Genomic DNA, 15,802 nt, shown 5'->3' with positions numbered 1-15,802 from the left:
GTGAGGAAACGAAGCAAAACTCGGGCGAACAAGCCACGAGGACGCGGTCCCATGTCAGTCATTCAACAACAACGCTCTCGTGCCCCGGACGCTGCGCAGCACTCCCGGCGATGCGAAGCATCGTCCGGTGTGATGCGCTGCAGAGCCGGGGTCCATGTTGCGGCGAGCGCGTGGCCCGCTGGGTCCCGGCTCAGCGCAGCAACGCTTGCGCGTTGCAGCGCGTCCGGGACACGAGACTGCCCTTGCTAAACCGGCTTGCCCGTATACGGCATCGACGCCGTGAGGCCGCCGTCCACCGGGAACGCCTGGCCGTTGACATACGACGCTTCGTCGCTCGCCAGGAACAGTCCCATCGCCGCGAGCTCGTGTGGCTGGCCGGGGCGCTTCAAGGGATTGAGCTGGCCGATCTTGTCCTGGGTGCCGCGCTCTTTCGCACGATCGAAGATCGGTTTGGTCATGCCGGTCTCGATCAGGCCGGGACAGACCGCGTTGATGCGCACGCCGGTGCCGGTGAGCGAATACGCCGTGGTCTGCACCAGGCTGATCACGCCGGCCTTGCTTGCGGCATAAGGATGCCCGCTGGCGCCAGCCTTGAGGCCCGCGACGGATGCCGTCAGCACGATCGCGCCGGATTGTTGTTTGACCATCTGCGGCATCGCATGCTTCACCGCGAGGAACGGTCCGATCAGGTTGATGCGCAGCACCTCCTGCCACTGTTCCACCGTCTGCTCGCCGAGCGGAACGATCCCGCCGGAGACGCCGGCATTGGCCCAGATCACGTCGAGCCGGCCGTGCGTCTTCACCGCCTTGTCGATCACGGCGATGACGTCGCTCTCGGAGCCCGCGTCCGCCATCATGGCTTCGGCGACGCCGCCGGCTTTCTTCACCTCGTCAACGGTCTCCTTCACGGCCTCGGTGCGGTCGACGGCAATGAGCTTTGCGCCTTCCCTGGTGAACAGTAGTGCAGCCGCACGACCGATGCCGCTGCCGGCGCCGGTGATGATGACGGATTTGCCTTGCAGACGGCCCATGCGTTTCTCCCTCTGGTGTGTCGCGCGGCACTTGCCGCGCAACGGAATTTCAAACAAGATTTCAAACGGTAAAGTGTCTTGAGACACGTTCACTACTCACGTACAGCGACATCACACGGGATGGAAGAGGCTCATGGCAACCGCAGACAAGCCGAAAGTGGTCACGACACGCTGGTGGTGGGTCCGTCACGCGCCGGTGCGCAATGACGGCGGCAACATCTACGGCCAGAGCGATCTCGCCTGCGACACCAGCGACACTTACGTCTTCAATGCTGTTGCCAAGGTGTTGCCACGCAAGGCGGTCTGGTATTCGAGCAATCTGATGCGCACACATCAGACCGCGGATGCGATCTGGGCGGCCGGCTATCCGAAGCCGGCCTCGATGCCGTGGGAAGCGGACCTCGCCGAGCAAAATCTCGGGCAATGGCAGGGCATGAATCGCGCCGAATTCATCGCGAGCCGTCCCGTGGGTTCGAGCTGGTTCGCCGACATCAACGAGCCCGCGCCCGGCGGCGAAAGTTTCATGGATCTCTACAACCGAACGCGGCGCACCATCGAGCGGATCAATGGTGAGGCAGCGGGCCAGGACATCATCGCGGTTGCGCATGGCGGCACGATCAAGGCCGCGCTAGGGCTCGCGCTCGACGGTCAGGTGGAGCGGGCGCTGGCGTTCGACATCGACAATTGCTCGATCACGCGGCTCGATTATTTCGCAAGCCCCGAGCGCAGCGTCTGGCGGTTGCCGATGGTGAACCAGCAGCCGTGGATCGCCGATGATGCGCATGCGGAGATGCATCAGCCGGCCGGACCGGAAGTCAAGAATCTCGCTTGACGCTGTTGTCCGCGCACGCGCACGCGACGTAAGCTTCAACCAAATCAAATCGTACCTCTGGGAGAGAAACATGACCTTGTTCGACATGAAGGGGAAAGTCGCCGTCATCACGGGATCGACGCGCGGCATCGGGCTTGCGATCGCCGAGCGCATGGCCGAGCACGGCGCCAAGGTCGTGATCTCCTCGCGCAAGGCCGACGTCTGCGACCAGGTCGCCAAGGGCATCAACGACAAGTACGGCAAGGGCACCGCGGTCGCGATCGCCGCCAACATCTCGTCGAAGGAAAATCTGCAAAACCTGATCGACGAGAGCAATCGCGCCTTCGGCAAGATCGACGTGCTGGTGTGTAACGCCGCGTCGAACCCGTATTACGGGCCGCTCGCCGGCATCTCCGACGATCAGTTCCGCAAAATTCTCGACAACAACATCGTCGCCAACAACTGGCTGATCTCGATGGTGGTGCCGCAGATGATCGAGCGCAAGGACGGTTCGATCATCATCGTCTCCTCGATCGGTGGCCTCAAGGGTTCGACCATCCTCGGCGCCTACGCGATCTCGAAGGCCGCCGACATGCAGCTCGCGCGCAACCTCGCCTGCGAATACGGCCCGCACAACATCCGCGTGAACTGCATCGCGCCCGGCCTGATCAAGACCGATTTCGCCAAGGCCTTGTGGGACAATCCGGAGAATTTGAAGGCCTCGACCTCGCGCTCGCCGCTGCTGCGCATCGGCATCCCCGACGAGATCGCGGGCGCGGCGGTGTTCCTGGGATCTGCGGCCGGCGACTTCATGACCGGCCAGACCATGGTGATCGACGGCGGCGCGACGATCAGCTGAGGCACGCGCGCACGTACAGGGATGGTGGTTGGCTGCGCCGGTTCGGCGAGGAACCAACCACTTTCCGGCTCGTTAGCCCGCGCATTCATCCTCAACCGGCAGGATGGGCGAGGGCGAAAAGCGAGACAGATGATCCCCACGGTGATCAAGCCGCAATCTCCCGACGACGTCTCCGCGATGGTTGTCACAGTCGGCGCGGCGATCCTGAGCATCATCATCGTCGCGGCGCTCTATCTGGGGCGGGAAATCTTCGTTCCCGTCTCGCTCGCCATCCTGCTCAGTTTCGTCCTCGCAGCGCCCGTCAGGTTGATGCAGCGTCTTCGCGCTCCCCGCGCGCTGGCCGTGGTCGGCGTCGTGCTGTTCGCCTTCGCCATCATCTTCGCCCTGGGAAGCGTGATCGCAACGCAGCTCAACGGCCTGGCTGGCGATCTGCCGAAGTACCAGACCACGATCTTATCCAAGATCCAATCGGTGCGCGGCGTCACTGGCGGTAGTTCCACGCTCGAGCGTGCCGCCGAGATGCTTCAGGACCTCGGCAAGGAGCTGGACAAGCCCAAGTCGGTCGCGCCCGCCAATCCGCTGACGTCCGGCACGCCGGCCCACCCCGGCGTCAAGCCGGTCCCGGTCGAGGTTTTGCAGCCGGATCCCGGCGCGCTGGAGAGCCTGCGTTCGCTGATCGCTCCGCTTGTGTCGCCGCTGGCAACGACGGGGATCATCGTCATCTTCGTGATCTTCATCCTGATTCAGCGCGAGGATCTTCGAAACCGCCTGATCAGGCTGGCGGGCTCCCACGATCTGCAACGCACGACTGCGGCACTCGACGACGCCGCGGCGCGCTTGAGCCGGCTCTTCCTCAATCAGCTCATGCTCAACACAGGCTTCGGCGTGCTGATTGGTACGGGCCTGTGGCTGATCGGGATTCCCAGCGCAGCGCTTTGGGGGATTCTCGCGGCCGTGCTGCGCTTTGTGCCTTACATCGGCTCGATCATAGCCGCAGCGTTTCCGCTCGCGCTCGCGGTAGCGGTCGATCCGGGCTGGTGGATGCTGGCCTGGACTGCCGCGCTTTTCTTCGTCATCGAACCGCTGGTCGGGCAGGTCGTCGAACCGCTATTGTACGGCCGCACGACCGGCCTATCGCCCGTGGCTGTCGTCGTCTCGGCGACGTTCTGGACGGCGCTGTGGGGACCGATCGGGCTGGTGCTCGCGACGCCGCTCACCGTCTGTCTGGTCGTGCTGGGCCGGCACGTCGAAAGGCTGTCGTTTCTGGACGTCATGTTCGGCGACCGCCCGGCGCTGTCGCCTCCGGAGATATTCTATCAGCGCATGCTGGCTGGGGACCCGACCGAAGCCGCCGAGAAGGCCGAGCAGTTTCTCAAGGAGAGGTCGCTCGCGGCCTATTACGACGAAGTCGCGATCAAGGGCATGCAACTGGCCCAGTCGGATTTGGACCGCGCTGCCCTGGACCAGACGCGGCTCGCGCGTATCCGCGATACGGTGGTCGAATTCGTCGACGATCTCTCGGAACAGGACGATGGCCGTCCTGTCGGAAATGAGCGGACCGTGGATGCCGAAGCGGTCGATGCCGTCGAAACCGTCGCGCCGGCCAATGACCGGCCGGATATCCCCGTGCTCGATGCAGCGGCTCTCGTGGAACAATTTCGCGGCGAAAATGCCGTGCTCTGCATTGGAGGCCGAACCATGCTCGACGAGGCCGGTGCGATCATGCTCTCGCAGCTGTGCCGTGCGCATGGCGTGGGCAGCCGTGTCGAAGGCCCGGAAGCGTTGTCGACGGCCAATATCTTCCGACTTGATACGTCAGGCGTGGCGTTGGTCTGCCTGAGCTATATCGGCGTCACAAGCCCCGCACATCTGCGCTATGCGGTGCGCCGGCTTCGTCGCAAGCTGCCACAGGCATCCATCATGGTTGGATGCTGGGCGGAGGGTGTCGTCAACATCGACGAACTGCGGGAGACCGCGAAGGCCGACCTGTTTGCCACCTCGCTACGAGAAGCGGCCCAAATCGTCGTCTCCATGGCGCAAGGCCACGATGGCTCCGCGTCGTCTCTCGCGGAGCCTGTCCTGATGGCGCGTGCCTGAAAAGCTAATCCACCGCCGCGTAAACCAGATCCCGCACCAGCGTCCTTGTAAAATCGCGCTGTCCGGGGCCCTGGCTCATGAACACCGTGAACAGATCCTCCTTCGGATCGATCCAGAAGAACGTCCCCGCGATGCCGCTCCAGAAATAGTTGCCGACGCTGCCGGGGAAGGGCGCGATGCCGGCCTCGCGGCGGACGGCGAAGCCGAGACCGAAACCGTGGCCGGGCGACAGCAGCGTGCCGTTGGTGACGACGTGAGGTCCGAGATGATCCGACGCCATCAGCTCCAGCGTCTTGCGGCCGATGATCCTGTTGCCGTCGAGCGTGCCGCCGTTGCGCAGCATCAGTGCGAAGCGGGCGTAGTCCGTCGTGGTCGAGACCAGGCCGCCGCCGCCGGATTCCATGATCGGCTGCTCCAGCATGTTGAACAGCGCGACCTTGTCGCCGGTCCAGGGATCGGCGTCGAACGGCTGAGCCAGGCGGCCGGCGTTGGCCTCGGAGGTCGAGAAAGCGGTCTCGGTCATCTGCAGCGGTGCGAGGATGCGCTCTGTCAGGAATGCGCCGAGTGATTTGCCGCTGGCGACCTCGATGATGCGGCCGAGAATGTCGGTGGAGCGGCTGTAGTTGAACTCGTCGCCGGGATGACAGACCAGCGGGAAGCTCGCCACCAGTGCGGCGTGCTCGGCGTTGGTGATCTTGCGGCTGCGGACGCGGGACTCCTGGTAGAGTTTGTGCACGGGGCCGTCGCCCTGGTGCTCGTAGGTCAGCCCCGAGGTGTGGCGGAGCAGGTCCTGCACCGTCATCGGCCGCCTCGATGCAACCAGTTCCAGCTTGCCGCCGCTGACCAATCCGACCTTCTGGTTGGCGAATTCCGGAATGAATTTGGCGACGGGGTCGGCGAGGATGAGATGACCGTCCTCGACCAGCGCCATGATGCCGACCGACACGATCGGCTTGGTCATCGAGAAGATCCGGAACATCGAATCAAGCGCCATCGCCGGGCCCGACGGGCTCTGTTTGCCGAGCGCCTCGAACCAGCCGACCTGGCCGCGCCGGGCCACCAGCACCGTCACCCCGGGGACGGTTCCCTTGTCGATCTCGCGCTTGAACGCGTCCGACATCGCCTGGAGGCGGGGCCGCGACAGGCCCAGCGTTTCCGGCTTGGCCTCGGGCAGGGATGGGGTTTTCGGCGCGGTCGAGGGGCGGGCGGCGGCTGCGGTCGTCATGGGCACTCCCGGTTGTTCTTGATTTTCGGAGCGGAGAGTGGCCCAGAAGGCGCGGCACAAACAAGCGAAGCCAGCGCGCTTCACCCTTGCATTCCGGGCGCCCCCTGTGCTTGAAAGCGCCCCTGATCCGCGGCGACGCAGGGTCCGTAGGAGTGTAGCTCAATTGGTAGAGCACCGGTCTCCAAAACCGGGGGTCGCAGGTTCGAGCCCTGCCACTCCTGCCAGCTAATCCCCGACGATCAGGATCAACAGGCAGGACAGCGGCGAGCGAAAGCTCTAACCGTGGGTCATGAGGGTCAGGTAAGCCCTTGATCCGGATCAGGTCCGCGGCAGCCGGCCGCGTGTATGCCGGGCGGTCCCCACCTTGACCTTTGGCCCTATCCGCAGTAGATACCGCCCACTCGCTGCCGGCCCGTTAAACGCGGATATCCGGCGCGGCTTTGAAATCCCCGAACAATCGAGCCCGGTTTCCGGCTCATCCTTCGAGACAGAGGGCTGGGCCAACGGCGGCTGTTCGGATCCCTGAAATTCATTCGCGTCTGTCAACGGACGTTGGACATCAAACGATGGCAGTCAGCCCGTTCAAGTTCTTGCAGGAAGTGCGCTCGGAGACCGCCAAGGTCACCTGGCCGACCCGTCGTGAGACCACGATCACCACCATCATGGTGTTCGTGATGGTCGCCGTGGCCTCGATCTTCTTCTTCGCCGCCGACCAGGTCATTCGCGTCCTCATCACCTTCCTTTTGGGCATTCACTGATGGCTACAGCAACGGCTCAATTGTCGGACAAGCGCTGGTATATCGTCCACGCCTATTCGAACTTCGAGAAGAAGGTCGCCGAATCGATCCGCGAGCAGGCCAAGCAGCGCGGGCTCGAGGAGCTGTTCGAGCTGGTGCTGGTTCCGACCGAGAAGGTCACGGAAGTGCGCCGCGGCCGCAAGATCGACGCCGAGCGAAAGTTCTTCCCGGGTTACGTGCTGGTGAAGATGAAGCTGACCGACGAGGCGTTTCATCTGATCAAGAACACGCCGAAGGTCACGGGCTTCCTCGGCGCCGAAAACAAGCCGATGCCGATCTCGGAATCCGAGGCCATGCGCATCCTGCACCAGGTGCAGGAAGGCGTGGAACGGCCGAAGGCGTCGGTGTCGTTCGAGATCGGCGAGAACGTGCGCGTGGCCGATGGCCCGTTCGCGTCGTTCTCGGGTGTGGTCGAGGAAATCGACGAGGCGCGCTCGCGCGTGAAGGTCGCGGTGTCGATCTTCGGCCGCGCCACGCCGGTGGAACTGGAATTCGGTCAGGTCGAGAAGGTCTGATCGGGTAACGCGTGAGGCTTCGGTCTCACGCTGGAAGAGGCCGTGGGAGGGAGAGGGCGGTTGCCAGCCGCATCCGACCCAGACCACGAACCTGAAACCGCCGGCCTTCGCCGGCACAACAGGAGTGATACATGGCAAAGAAAGTGACCGGATACCTGAAGCTTCAGGTCCCGGCCGGTGCGGCGAATCCTTCGCCCCCGATCGGTCCCGCGCTCGGTCAGCGCGGTCTCAACATCATGGAGTTCTGCAAGGCGTTCAACGCCCAGACCCAGAAGGAAGAGAAGAACACCCCGATTCCCGTCGTGATCACGATCTATGCTGATCGTTCGTTCACGTTCGAGATGAAGACCCCCCCGATGTCCTTCTTCCTCAAGCAGGCTGCCAAGATCCAGTCCGGTTCGAAAGCTCCGGGCCGCGACAAGGCCGGCGCGGTGACCAAAGCGCAGGTGCGCGAGATCGCCGAGAAGAAGATGAAGGATCTCAATTGCGATTCCATCGAATCGGCCATGAAGATGGTCGAGGGCTCTGCCCGTTCGATGGGTCTGGAAGTGGCGGGGTAACGACTCATGGCAATCGGAAAGCGTTTGAACAAAGCCCGCGAAGGTGTTGACCGCGAAAAGCTTTACCCGCTCGCGGACGCCATCAAGATGGTCAAGGAACGCGCGAAAGCGAAGTTCGACGAGACCATCGAGGTCGCGATCAATCTCGGCGTCGATCCGCGTCACGCCGACCAGATGGTCCGCGGCGTCGTGACCCTGCCGAACGGCACCGGCCGTACGCTCCGCGTCGGCGTGTTCGCCCGTGGCGCCAAGGCTGACGAAGCCAAGGCCGCGGGTGCCGACGTCGTCGGCGCCGAAGACCTGGTCGAAAAGGTGCAGAACGGTACGATCGATTTCGACCGTTGTATCGCGACTCCCGACATGATGCCGCTGGTCGGCCGTCTCGGTAAGGTGCTGGGCCCGCGCGGCCTGATGCCGAACCCGAAGATCGGCACCGTGACCATGGACGTCACCGGTGCGGTGAAGGGTGCCAAGGGCGGCTCGGTCGAGTTCCGTGTCGAGAAGGCCGGCATCCTGCAGGCCGGCGTCGGCAAGGCCTCGTTCTCCGAGGAGAAGCTGGTCGAGAACATCAAGGCTCTCGCGGATGCTGTCTCGAAGGCGAAGCCGGCTGGTTCCAAGGGCACTTACATCCAGCGCGTTGCAGTGTCCTCGTCGATGGGCCCCGGCGTCAAGGTCGAGCCGGGCACAATTCTCGGCTAAGTCTGGAAATTGCATGAGGCGAGGGGCGGAATTGGGCAACCGATTCCGCCCCTCGTCGTTTGTGGCTGCGCTTATCGGAAACAACAACAATGGCTGACAAGGTCCTGATCTATTCGCGCTTTCCCAAGACGATGATGGCGCACTTCGCCGAGCGGTTCGAGCTGCTCGACACCGGCGGCAAGCCGCCGCGTGAGGTGTTTCCGGTCGAAGAGCTCAGCGGCATCCGCGCCATGCTCACCGCCGGCGGCTCGCCGCTGGGCGCGGAGGCGATGGACCTGTTTCCAAAACTCGGTGCGATCGTCTGCTACGGCACCGGCTATGACGGCGTCGACCTGAAGGCGGCAGCCAGCCGCAACATTGCGGTTGCCCACAGCCCCGGCGCCAACGCGGCCTCGGTCGCCGACATCGCGATGACCCTGATGCTGGCGACGACCCGCCGGCTGCTGGTCGCCGACCAATATGTCCGCAGCGGCGATTGGGCGGGATCGAAGCAGTCGCCGATGATGCGGCCGCAGGCCGGCATGCCCAGCCGCCGCATCGGCGTCTACGGCATGGGCGAGATCGGCCGCAAGATCGCGGCACGCTGCGCCGCCTTCGAGAGCGAAATCGGCTATTTCAGCCGGACCAAATACGATTCCCCCTATCAATACTTCCCGACGCTGGAGGCGCTGGCCGACTGGTGCAGCGTGTTGATGATCGCGGTCCGGGCCGGGGCCGAGACCCAACACGTCGTGAATGCCGATATCCTCAAGCGCCTCGGGGCAGACGGCTATGTCGTCAACATTTCGCGGGGCTCGGTGATCGACGAGAAGGCCCTGGTTGCGGCCTTGACCGACAAGACCATCGCGGGCGCCGGTCTCGACGTGTTTGAGAAGGAACCGCACGCCCCCGACGCCCTGACCGCGCTGCCCAACGTCGTGTTCGCCCCCCATATCGGCGGCCACACTCTCGAATCGCACGTTGCCATGCAGAACTGCGTGCTGGCGAACCTGACCGCCTTCTTCGAGGGCAAGCCGCTGCCTTACGCCGTCAAATCGGCCTGAATCGGCCCTTGTCGGCCCGCCTCAGGCTCCGCCGGCAACGGATTGGAACTGGTGTGAATTTTGCTCTTGGCAAGCAGGCAGAGAGCGGTTAAAGAACCGCCTCCGGACGTACCGGCCTTGGCTGGCGCGTTCGTGCACGCATTCCGAAAACCCGACAGACAGGAGATCATTCCTTTTCAGGACGTCCGTGAGGATTTGCCCGAAAAGGAAGGAAAAACCGTCGGTTGGTGGAGTGCGGGCAGGGGTCGGGCGGTTCGCCGGCTGACCTTGTCCTGTCCAAGACTGCAGGCGCCTGCGGGAAATTTCGATTTCTCAACGGCTTAATCGCATGGCCTGCATAGACGGGTGAAGACCGGATTTCACTTCGCCTTCCACCTTAAGGGTGGTTGCGAAACGGGTCTGGTTCGGACCTCGACACGCCGTGGGCCTTAGCGGGCTCCCGGAGGGCAGGCTTTGAATTGTCGTCTCGCCCGGCGCGTGTCCGATGGGTTTTGACCCTGAGGTTCAGGTTTTGGGTGGGACGATGGGTGCAACCCGGCGGTCCCGCTTCTTGCGATGACCGCCAACCGGAAAGAGCTTGCTGTGGAACGAGCGGCAAAAAAGGAAGCGGTCGAACAGCTCAATGGGGTCTTCAAGACCACGAGCGTCGCGGTCGTTGCCCAATATTCCGGCCTGACCGTTGCCCAGATGCAGAAGCTGCGCATGCAGATGAAGCAGGCTGGTGCCTCGGTGAAGGTCTCGAAGAACCGTCTCGCCAAAATTGCTCTTGAAGGCACTGACGTCGTTGCCATCGGCCCCATGCTGAAGGGACCGACCGTGATCGCCACTTCGGACGATCCGGTAGCGGCGCCAAAGGTCGCCGTCGAATTCGCCAAGGCGAACGAAAAGTTCGTCATCATTGGCGGCTCGATGGGAAAGACCGTCCTGAATGTCGACAGCGTGAAGGCGCTTGCCTCATTGCCGTCGCTTGACGAACTGCGTGCCAAGATCGTCGGCCTTCTTGTGGCCCCGGCGACCAAGCTCGCTCAGCTCGCCAATGCGCCCGCGGGCAAGCTCGCGCGCGTCATCCAGGCTCATGCCTCAAAGGGCGAAGCGGCCTGACGCCCTTCGCAAAACTCAAACCCGAACCAGACTTACACTCAAGGAAACTGAACAATGGCTGACTTGCAGAAGATCGTTGACGACCTCTCGAGCCTCACCGTGCTCGAAGCTGCCGAACTCGCGAAGCTCCTCGAAGAGAAGTGGGGCGTTTCGGCTGCCGCGGCTGTCGCCGTGGCCGGCCCGGCTGGTGGTGGCGCTGCCGCCGCTCCGGCGGAAGAGAAGACCGAGTTCACGGTCGTTCTGGCCGCCGCCGGCGACAAGAAGATCGAGGTCATCAAGGAAGTCCGCGCCATCACCGGCCTGGGCCTGAAGGAAGCAAAGGACCTCGTCGAGGGCGCGCCGAAGCCTGTCAAGGAAGGCGTGAACAAGGACGAAGCCGAGAAGCTCAAGGTCCAGCTCGAGAAGGCTGGCGCCAAGGTCGAGCTCAAGTAAGCAACGCTTACTGGCCGGATCCCGGGCGCGCCTCGCGCGAGGCCCGGGATCCTGGTCCATCCCTTGAAGGGATGGGCCGGATGCAAAAGGCGTGCGACGGAACGTCCCGACGCAGGCCGAACACGAAAAAGTGTGGGGATTGGAGGGTTTACCCCTCGAATCTGCACTATTGTCGCCCCATATCGGTTCGGCAGCACGAAAGCGCGGTGGGCAGGGATCTCGACTTTTCCTGTAAGCCGTTGGGAGAGCAAGCTATTTCGGGCTTTTGCAGTCCGTGAAAACGATCGTTGTGACGGGCGGGCGTGCCTATGCGCCCCGCGCGTCGTTTTGCGTTTTGAAGGTCTGAAGAACAGATTCAGGACATCCCACCTGAACTGAGTCTCCGGCCCCCAAAGCGGGTTCGAAAAATTCAACCCGGGGAGCGGCGGCAGCCGCGCTCCGGACGGCGCGCCCAGAGCGGGCGACGAAAGTGAGAGGCCACGATGGCGCAGCAGACATTCACCGGTCGCAAACGCGTTCGCAAGTTCTTCGGACACATCAAGGAAGTCGCCGAGATGCCGAACCTCATCGAGGTTCAGAAGGCGTCCTATGACCAGTTCCTGATGGTCGACGAACCCGTCGGCGGGCGTCTCGACGAGGGCCTCCAGGCTGTGTTCCGCTCGGTGTTCCCGATCTCGGACTTCTCGGGCACCTCGATGCTGGAATTCGTCCGCTACGAGTTCGAGCAGCCGAAATACGACGTCGACGAGTGCCGCCAGCGCGGCATGACCTTCGCGGCTCCCCTCAAGGTGACGCTGCGCCTCATCGTGTTCGATATCGACGAGGAAACCGGCGCGAAGTCGGTGAAGGACATCAAGGAGCAGGACGTCTACATGGGCGACATCCCGCTCATGACGATGAACGGCACCTTCATCGTCAACGGCACCGAGCGCGTCATCGTCTCGCAGATGCACCGTTCGCCCGGCGTGTTCTTCGACCACGACAAGGGCAAGACCCATTCGTCGGGCAAGCTGCTGTTCGCTGCCCGCGTGATTCCGTATCGCGGCTCCTGGCTCGACATCGAGTTCGACGCCAAGGACATCGTCTATGCGCGTATCGACCGTCGCCGCAAGCTGCCGGTGACGTCGCTGATGTTCGCCCTCGGCCTCGACGGCGAGGCGATCCTGTCCACGTTCTACAAGAAGATCCAGTACAAGCGGACCAAGGAAGGCTGGCGCGTTCCGTTCGACGCCAACCGTTTCCGCGGCTACTCGACCATCAACGACCTGATCGACGCCGACACCGGCAAGGTCGTGCTCGAGGCCGGCAAGAAGCTCACCGTTCGCGGTGCGCGTCAGATGCAGGAGAAGGGCCTGAAGGCGCTGCGCCTGTCGGATGCGGAACTCGTCGGCAACTACATCGCCGAGGACCTCGTCAATCCGAAGACCGGCGAGATCCACGCGGAAGCCGGTGAAGAGATCACCGACAAGTCCATGAAGGCCCTCAACGAGCAGGGCTACAAGGACCTGCCGCTGCTCGACATCGACCACGTCAATGTCGGCGCCTACATCCGCAACACGCTCTCGGCCGACAAGAACATGACGCGTGAAGACGCGCTGTTCGACATCTACCGCGTGATGCGTCCGGGCGAGCCGCCGACGCTGGATTCGGCGCAGGCGATGTTCCAGTCGCTGTTCTTCGACGCCGAGCGTTACGACCTGTCCGCGGTCGGCCGCGTCAAGATGAACATGCGCCTCGACCTCGATGCGCCCGACACCCAGCGCACGCTGCGCAAGGAAGACATCCTCTCCGTCATCAAGACGCTGGTGGATCTGCGTGACGGCAAGGGCGAGATCGACGACATCGACCATCTCGGCAACCGCCGTGTGCGCTCGGTCGGCGAGCTCATGGAGAACCAGTACCGCATCGGCCTCCTGCGCATGGAGCGCGCGATCAAGGAGCGCATGTCCTCGGTCGACATCGACACGGTCATGCCGCAGGACCTGATCAACGCGAAGCCGGCGGCTGCCGCCGTGCGCGAGTTCTTCGGCTCCTCGCAGCTCTCGCAGTTCATGGACCAGACCAACCCGCTCAGCGAGATCACCCACAAGCGCCGCCTGTCGGCGCTTGGACCGGGCGGTCTGACCCGCGAGCGCGCCGGCTTCGAAGTCCGCGACGTGCATCCGACCCACTACGGCCGTATCTGCCCGATCGAAACGCCGGAAGGTCCGAACATCGGCCTGATCAACTCGCTCGCGACCTTCGCGCGCGTGAACAAGTACGGCTTCGTCGAGACGCCTTATCGCAAGGTCAAGGACGGTCGTGTCACCGACGAGGTCGTGTACCTCTCGGCGATGGAAGAGGGCCGCTACACGGTCGCGCAGGCCAACGTGCCGCTCGACCCGAAGGGCCGCTTCACCGAAGACCTCGTGGTCTGCCGTCACGCCGGCGAAGTCTTGCCGGTGACGCCTGACAAGGTCGACTACATGGACGTGTCGCCGAAGCAGCTGGTTTCGGTGGCCGCGGCGCTGATCCCGTTCCTCGAGAACGACGACGCCAACCGCGCGCTGATGGGCTCGAACATGCAGCGCCAGGCGGTGCCGCTGGTTCGCGCCGAGGCGCCGTTCGTCGGTACCGGCATGGAAGGCGTGGTTGCGCGTGACTCGGGTGCCGCCATCGCGGCGCGCCGCTCGGGCGTGATCGACCAGATCGACGCGACCCGCGTCGTCATCCGCGCCACGGAAGATCTCGATCCGACCAAGTCGGGCGTCGATATCTATCGCCTGATGAAGTACCAGCGCTCCAACCAGTCGACCTGCATCAACCAGCGTCCGCTGGTGAAGGTCGGCGACATCGTCAAGAAGGGCGACATCATCGCCGACGGTCCGTCGACCGATCTCGGCGAACTCGCGCTCGGCCGCAACGTGCTCGTCGCGTTCATGCCGTGGAACGGCTACAACTTCGAAGACTCGATCCTGCTCTCCGAGCGGATCGTGAAGGAAGACGTCTTCACCTCGATCCACATCGAGGAGTTCGAAGTGATGGCCCGCGACACCAAGCTCGGGCCTGAGGAAATCACCCGCGACATTCCGAACGTGTCGGAAGAAGCGCTGAAGAACCTCGACGAAGCCGGTATCGTCTACATCGGTGCGGAAGTGCGCGCCGGCGACATCCTGGTCGGCAAGATCACGCCGAAGGGCGAAAGCCCGATGACGCCGGAAGAAAAGCTGCTGCGCGCCATCTTCGGCGAAAAGGCCTCCGACGTTCGCGATACCTCGCTGCGCGTGCCCCCGGGCGTGCAGGGCACGATCGTGGAAGTCCGCGTGTTCAACCGTCACGGCGTCGACAAGGACGAGCGTGCACTGGCGATCGAGCGGGAAGAGATCGAGCGTCTGGCCAAGGACCGCGACGACGAGCAGGCGATCCTGGACCGCAACGTCTACAACCGTCTTGCCGAGCTGCTCGAAGGGCGGCAGGGCATTGCCGGTCCGAAGGGCTTCAAGAAGGACACCAAGATCACCCGTGCGGTGCTCGAGGAGTATCCGAAGTCGCAGTGGTGGCTGTTCGCCTCGCCGAACGACAAGCTGATGGCCGAAATCGAGGCCATGCGGAAGCAGTACGACGAATCGAAGAAGGGCCTCGAACAGCGCTTCCTCGACAAGGTCGAGAAGCTTCAGCGCGGTGACGAATTGCCGCCCGGCGTGATGAAGATGGTCAAGGTCTTCGTCGCGGTGAAGCGCAAGATCCAGCCCGGCGACAAGATGGCCGGCCGCCACGGCAACAAGGGCGTGGTGTCGAAGATCGTGCCGATCGAGGACATGCCGTTCCTCGAAGACGGCACGCACGCCGACATCGTGCTCAACCCGCTCGGCGTGCCTTCGCGCATGAACGTCGGACAGATCCTCGAGACCCATCTCGGCTGGGCATGCGCCGGCCTCGGCAAGCGTATCGGCCAGACGGTCGACGCGTACTTGGCGAAGCAGGACATCCGGCCGCTGAAGGAAACCTTGAAGAAGGTCTACGGCGAGGACGAGACGATCAAGTCGCTCAACGACAATGAGTTGATCGAGCTCGGCCATAACCTCAGCCGCGGCGTGCCGATCGCGACGCCGGTGTTCGACGGCGCCAAGGAAGCCGACATCGAGGAGATGCTGAAGCTTGCCGGTCTGGACGCTTCGGGCCAGTCGACCGTCTATGACGGCCGTACCGGCGATGCGTTCGATCGGAAGGTGACGGTGGGCTACATCTACATGCTCAAGCTGCACCATCTCGTCGACGACAAGATCCACGCGCGTTCGATCGGTCCGTACTCGCTCGTCACCCAGCAACCGCTGGGCGGCAAGGCGCAGTTCGGCGGCCAGCGTTTCGGCGAAATGGAGGTGTGGGCGCTCGAGGCTTACGGCGCGGCGTACACGCTCCAGGAAATGCTGACGGTGAAGTCGGACGACGTCGCCGGCCGTACCAAGGTGTACGAGGCGATCGTGCGCGGCGACGACACGTTCGAGGCCGGTATCCCGGAATCGTTCAACGTGCTGGTCAAGGAAATGCGCTCGCTCGGCCTCAACGTCGACCTGCACAACTCCAAGGTCGGACCGGCGTCGACGTCGGAAGCGGCCGAGTAACACGACCTTTCATGCCCGGCCTTCACGGCCG

At 63.5% G+C, this 15,802-nt stretch carries 13 protein-coding genes and 1 tRNA gene; 12 read left to right on the top strand and 2 right to left on the bottom strand.

Annotated elements, in window-relative coordinates:
* Positions 1-245: 245 nt before the first annotated feature.
* Positions 246-1,031, bottom strand: coding sequence for an SDR family NAD(P)-dependent oxidoreductase (locus AB7532_RS22340; protein ID WP_441236864.1), 786 nt, complete (start codon positions 1,029-1,031; stop codon positions 246-248).
* 133 nt (positions 1,032-1,164) lie between these two features.
* Here AB7532_RS22340 and AB7532_RS22335 point away from each other — a divergent pair, with 133 nt between their 5' ends.
* From AB7532_RS22335 to AB7532_RS22325, 3 genes are all read left to right on the top strand, one after another.
* Positions 1,165-1,863, top strand: coding sequence for a histidine phosphatase family protein (locus AB7532_RS22335; RefSeq protein ID WP_441236863.1), 699 nt, complete (start codon positions 1,165-1,167; stop codon positions 1,861-1,863).
* Positions 1,864-1,933: 70 nt separating this feature from the next.
* Positions 1,934-2,701 carry an SDR family NAD(P)-dependent oxidoreductase gene (locus AB7532_RS22330; RefSeq protein WP_441236862.1) on the top strand — a complete coding sequence of 256 codons (768 nt, stop codon included), beginning with the start codon at positions 1,934-1,936 and terminating at the stop codon, positions 2,699-2,701.
* 129 nt (positions 2,702-2,830) lie between these two features.
* Entirely contained in the window at positions 2,831-4,798 is a 1,968-nt protein-coding gene (locus AB7532_RS22325; RefSeq protein ID WP_441239334.1) for an AI-2E family transporter, read from the top strand.
* A gap of 4 nt (positions 4,799-4,802) precedes the next feature.
* Here the strand turns inward: AB7532_RS22325 and AB7532_RS22320 are convergent, their stop codons facing one another.
* Positions 4,803-6,023, bottom strand: a complete 1,221-nt coding sequence (locus tag AB7532_RS22320) for a serine hydrolase domain-containing protein (protein ID WP_441236861.1) — start codon at positions 6,021-6,023, stop codon at positions 4,803-4,805.
* A 148-nt stretch (positions 6,024-6,171) separates the two neighbouring features.
* On the opposite strand from AB7532_RS22320, the gene AB7532_RS22315 reads away from it, so the two are divergent.
* The 9 genes from AB7532_RS22315 to rpoB all read left to right on the top strand — a co-directional run bounded on the left by AB7532_RS22315 (position 6,172) and on the right by rpoB (position 15,771).
* Positions 6,172-6,247, top strand: a tRNA-Trp gene (locus AB7532_RS22315).
* 342 nt (positions 6,248-6,589) lie between these two features.
* Positions 6,590-6,781 (top strand): preprotein translocase subunit SecE, encoded by a 192-nt coding sequence (gene secE, locus AB7532_RS22310; protein WP_135166019.1) that lies wholly within the window; start codon positions 6,590-6,592, stop codon positions 6,779-6,781.
* Positions 6,781-7,335, top strand: coding sequence for a transcription termination/antitermination protein NusG (gene nusG / locus AB7532_RS22305; RefSeq protein WP_008136441.1), 555 nt, complete (start codon positions 6,781-6,783; stop codon positions 7,333-7,335). The genes secE and nusG overlap by 1 nt, the downstream gene beginning before the upstream one ends.
* 131 nt (positions 7,336-7,466) lie before the next feature.
* A complete protein-coding gene (gene rplK / locus AB7532_RS22300; protein WP_007602986.1) occupies positions 7,467-7,895 on the top strand; it encodes a 50S ribosomal protein L11 in 429 nt (142 codons plus the stop codon).
* Positions 7,896-7,901: 6 nt separating this feature from the next.
* Positions 7,902-8,594 carry a 50S ribosomal protein L1 gene (gene rplA / locus AB7532_RS22295; protein ID WP_092034881.1) on the top strand — a complete coding sequence of 231 codons (693 nt, stop codon included), beginning with the start codon at positions 7,902-7,904 and terminating at the stop codon, positions 8,592-8,594.
* An 89-nt stretch (positions 8,595-8,683) separates the two neighbouring features.
* On the top strand, positions 8,684-9,637 hold the full coding sequence (locus AB7532_RS22290; RefSeq protein ID WP_441236860.1) for a 2-hydroxyacid dehydrogenase: 954 nt from the start codon (positions 8,684-8,686) through the stop codon (positions 9,635-9,637).
* Between the two features lie 582 nt (positions 9,638-10,219).
* Positions 10,220-10,738, top strand: coding sequence for a 50S ribosomal protein L10 (gene rplJ, locus AB7532_RS22285; RefSeq protein ID WP_441236859.1), 519 nt, complete (start codon positions 10,220-10,222; stop codon positions 10,736-10,738).
* 54 nt (positions 10,739-10,792) lie between these two features.
* Positions 10,793-11,170 carry a 50S ribosomal protein L7/L12 gene (gene rplL, locus AB7532_RS22280; protein WP_094895389.1) on the top strand — a complete coding sequence of 126 codons (378 nt, stop codon included), beginning with the start codon at positions 10,793-10,795 and terminating at the stop codon, positions 11,168-11,170.
* Between the two features lie 482 nt (positions 11,171-11,652).
* Positions 11,653-15,771 carry a DNA-directed RNA polymerase subunit beta gene (gene rpoB, locus AB7532_RS22275; RefSeq protein WP_441236858.1) on the top strand — a complete coding sequence of 1,373 codons (4,119 nt, stop codon included), beginning with the start codon at positions 11,653-11,655 and terminating at the stop codon, positions 15,769-15,771.
* The last annotated feature ends 31 nt before the right edge of the window (positions 15,772-15,802 follow it).

The organism is Bradyrhizobium sp. 930_D9_N1_4, from assembly GCF_052076015.1.
Taxonomy (GTDB): domain Bacteria; phylum Pseudomonadota; class Alphaproteobacteria; order Rhizobiales; family Xanthobacteraceae; genus Bradyrhizobium.
Note: the sequence above shows the minus strand (reverse complement) of the source record. Positions and strands in the feature narration are given on the sequence as shown.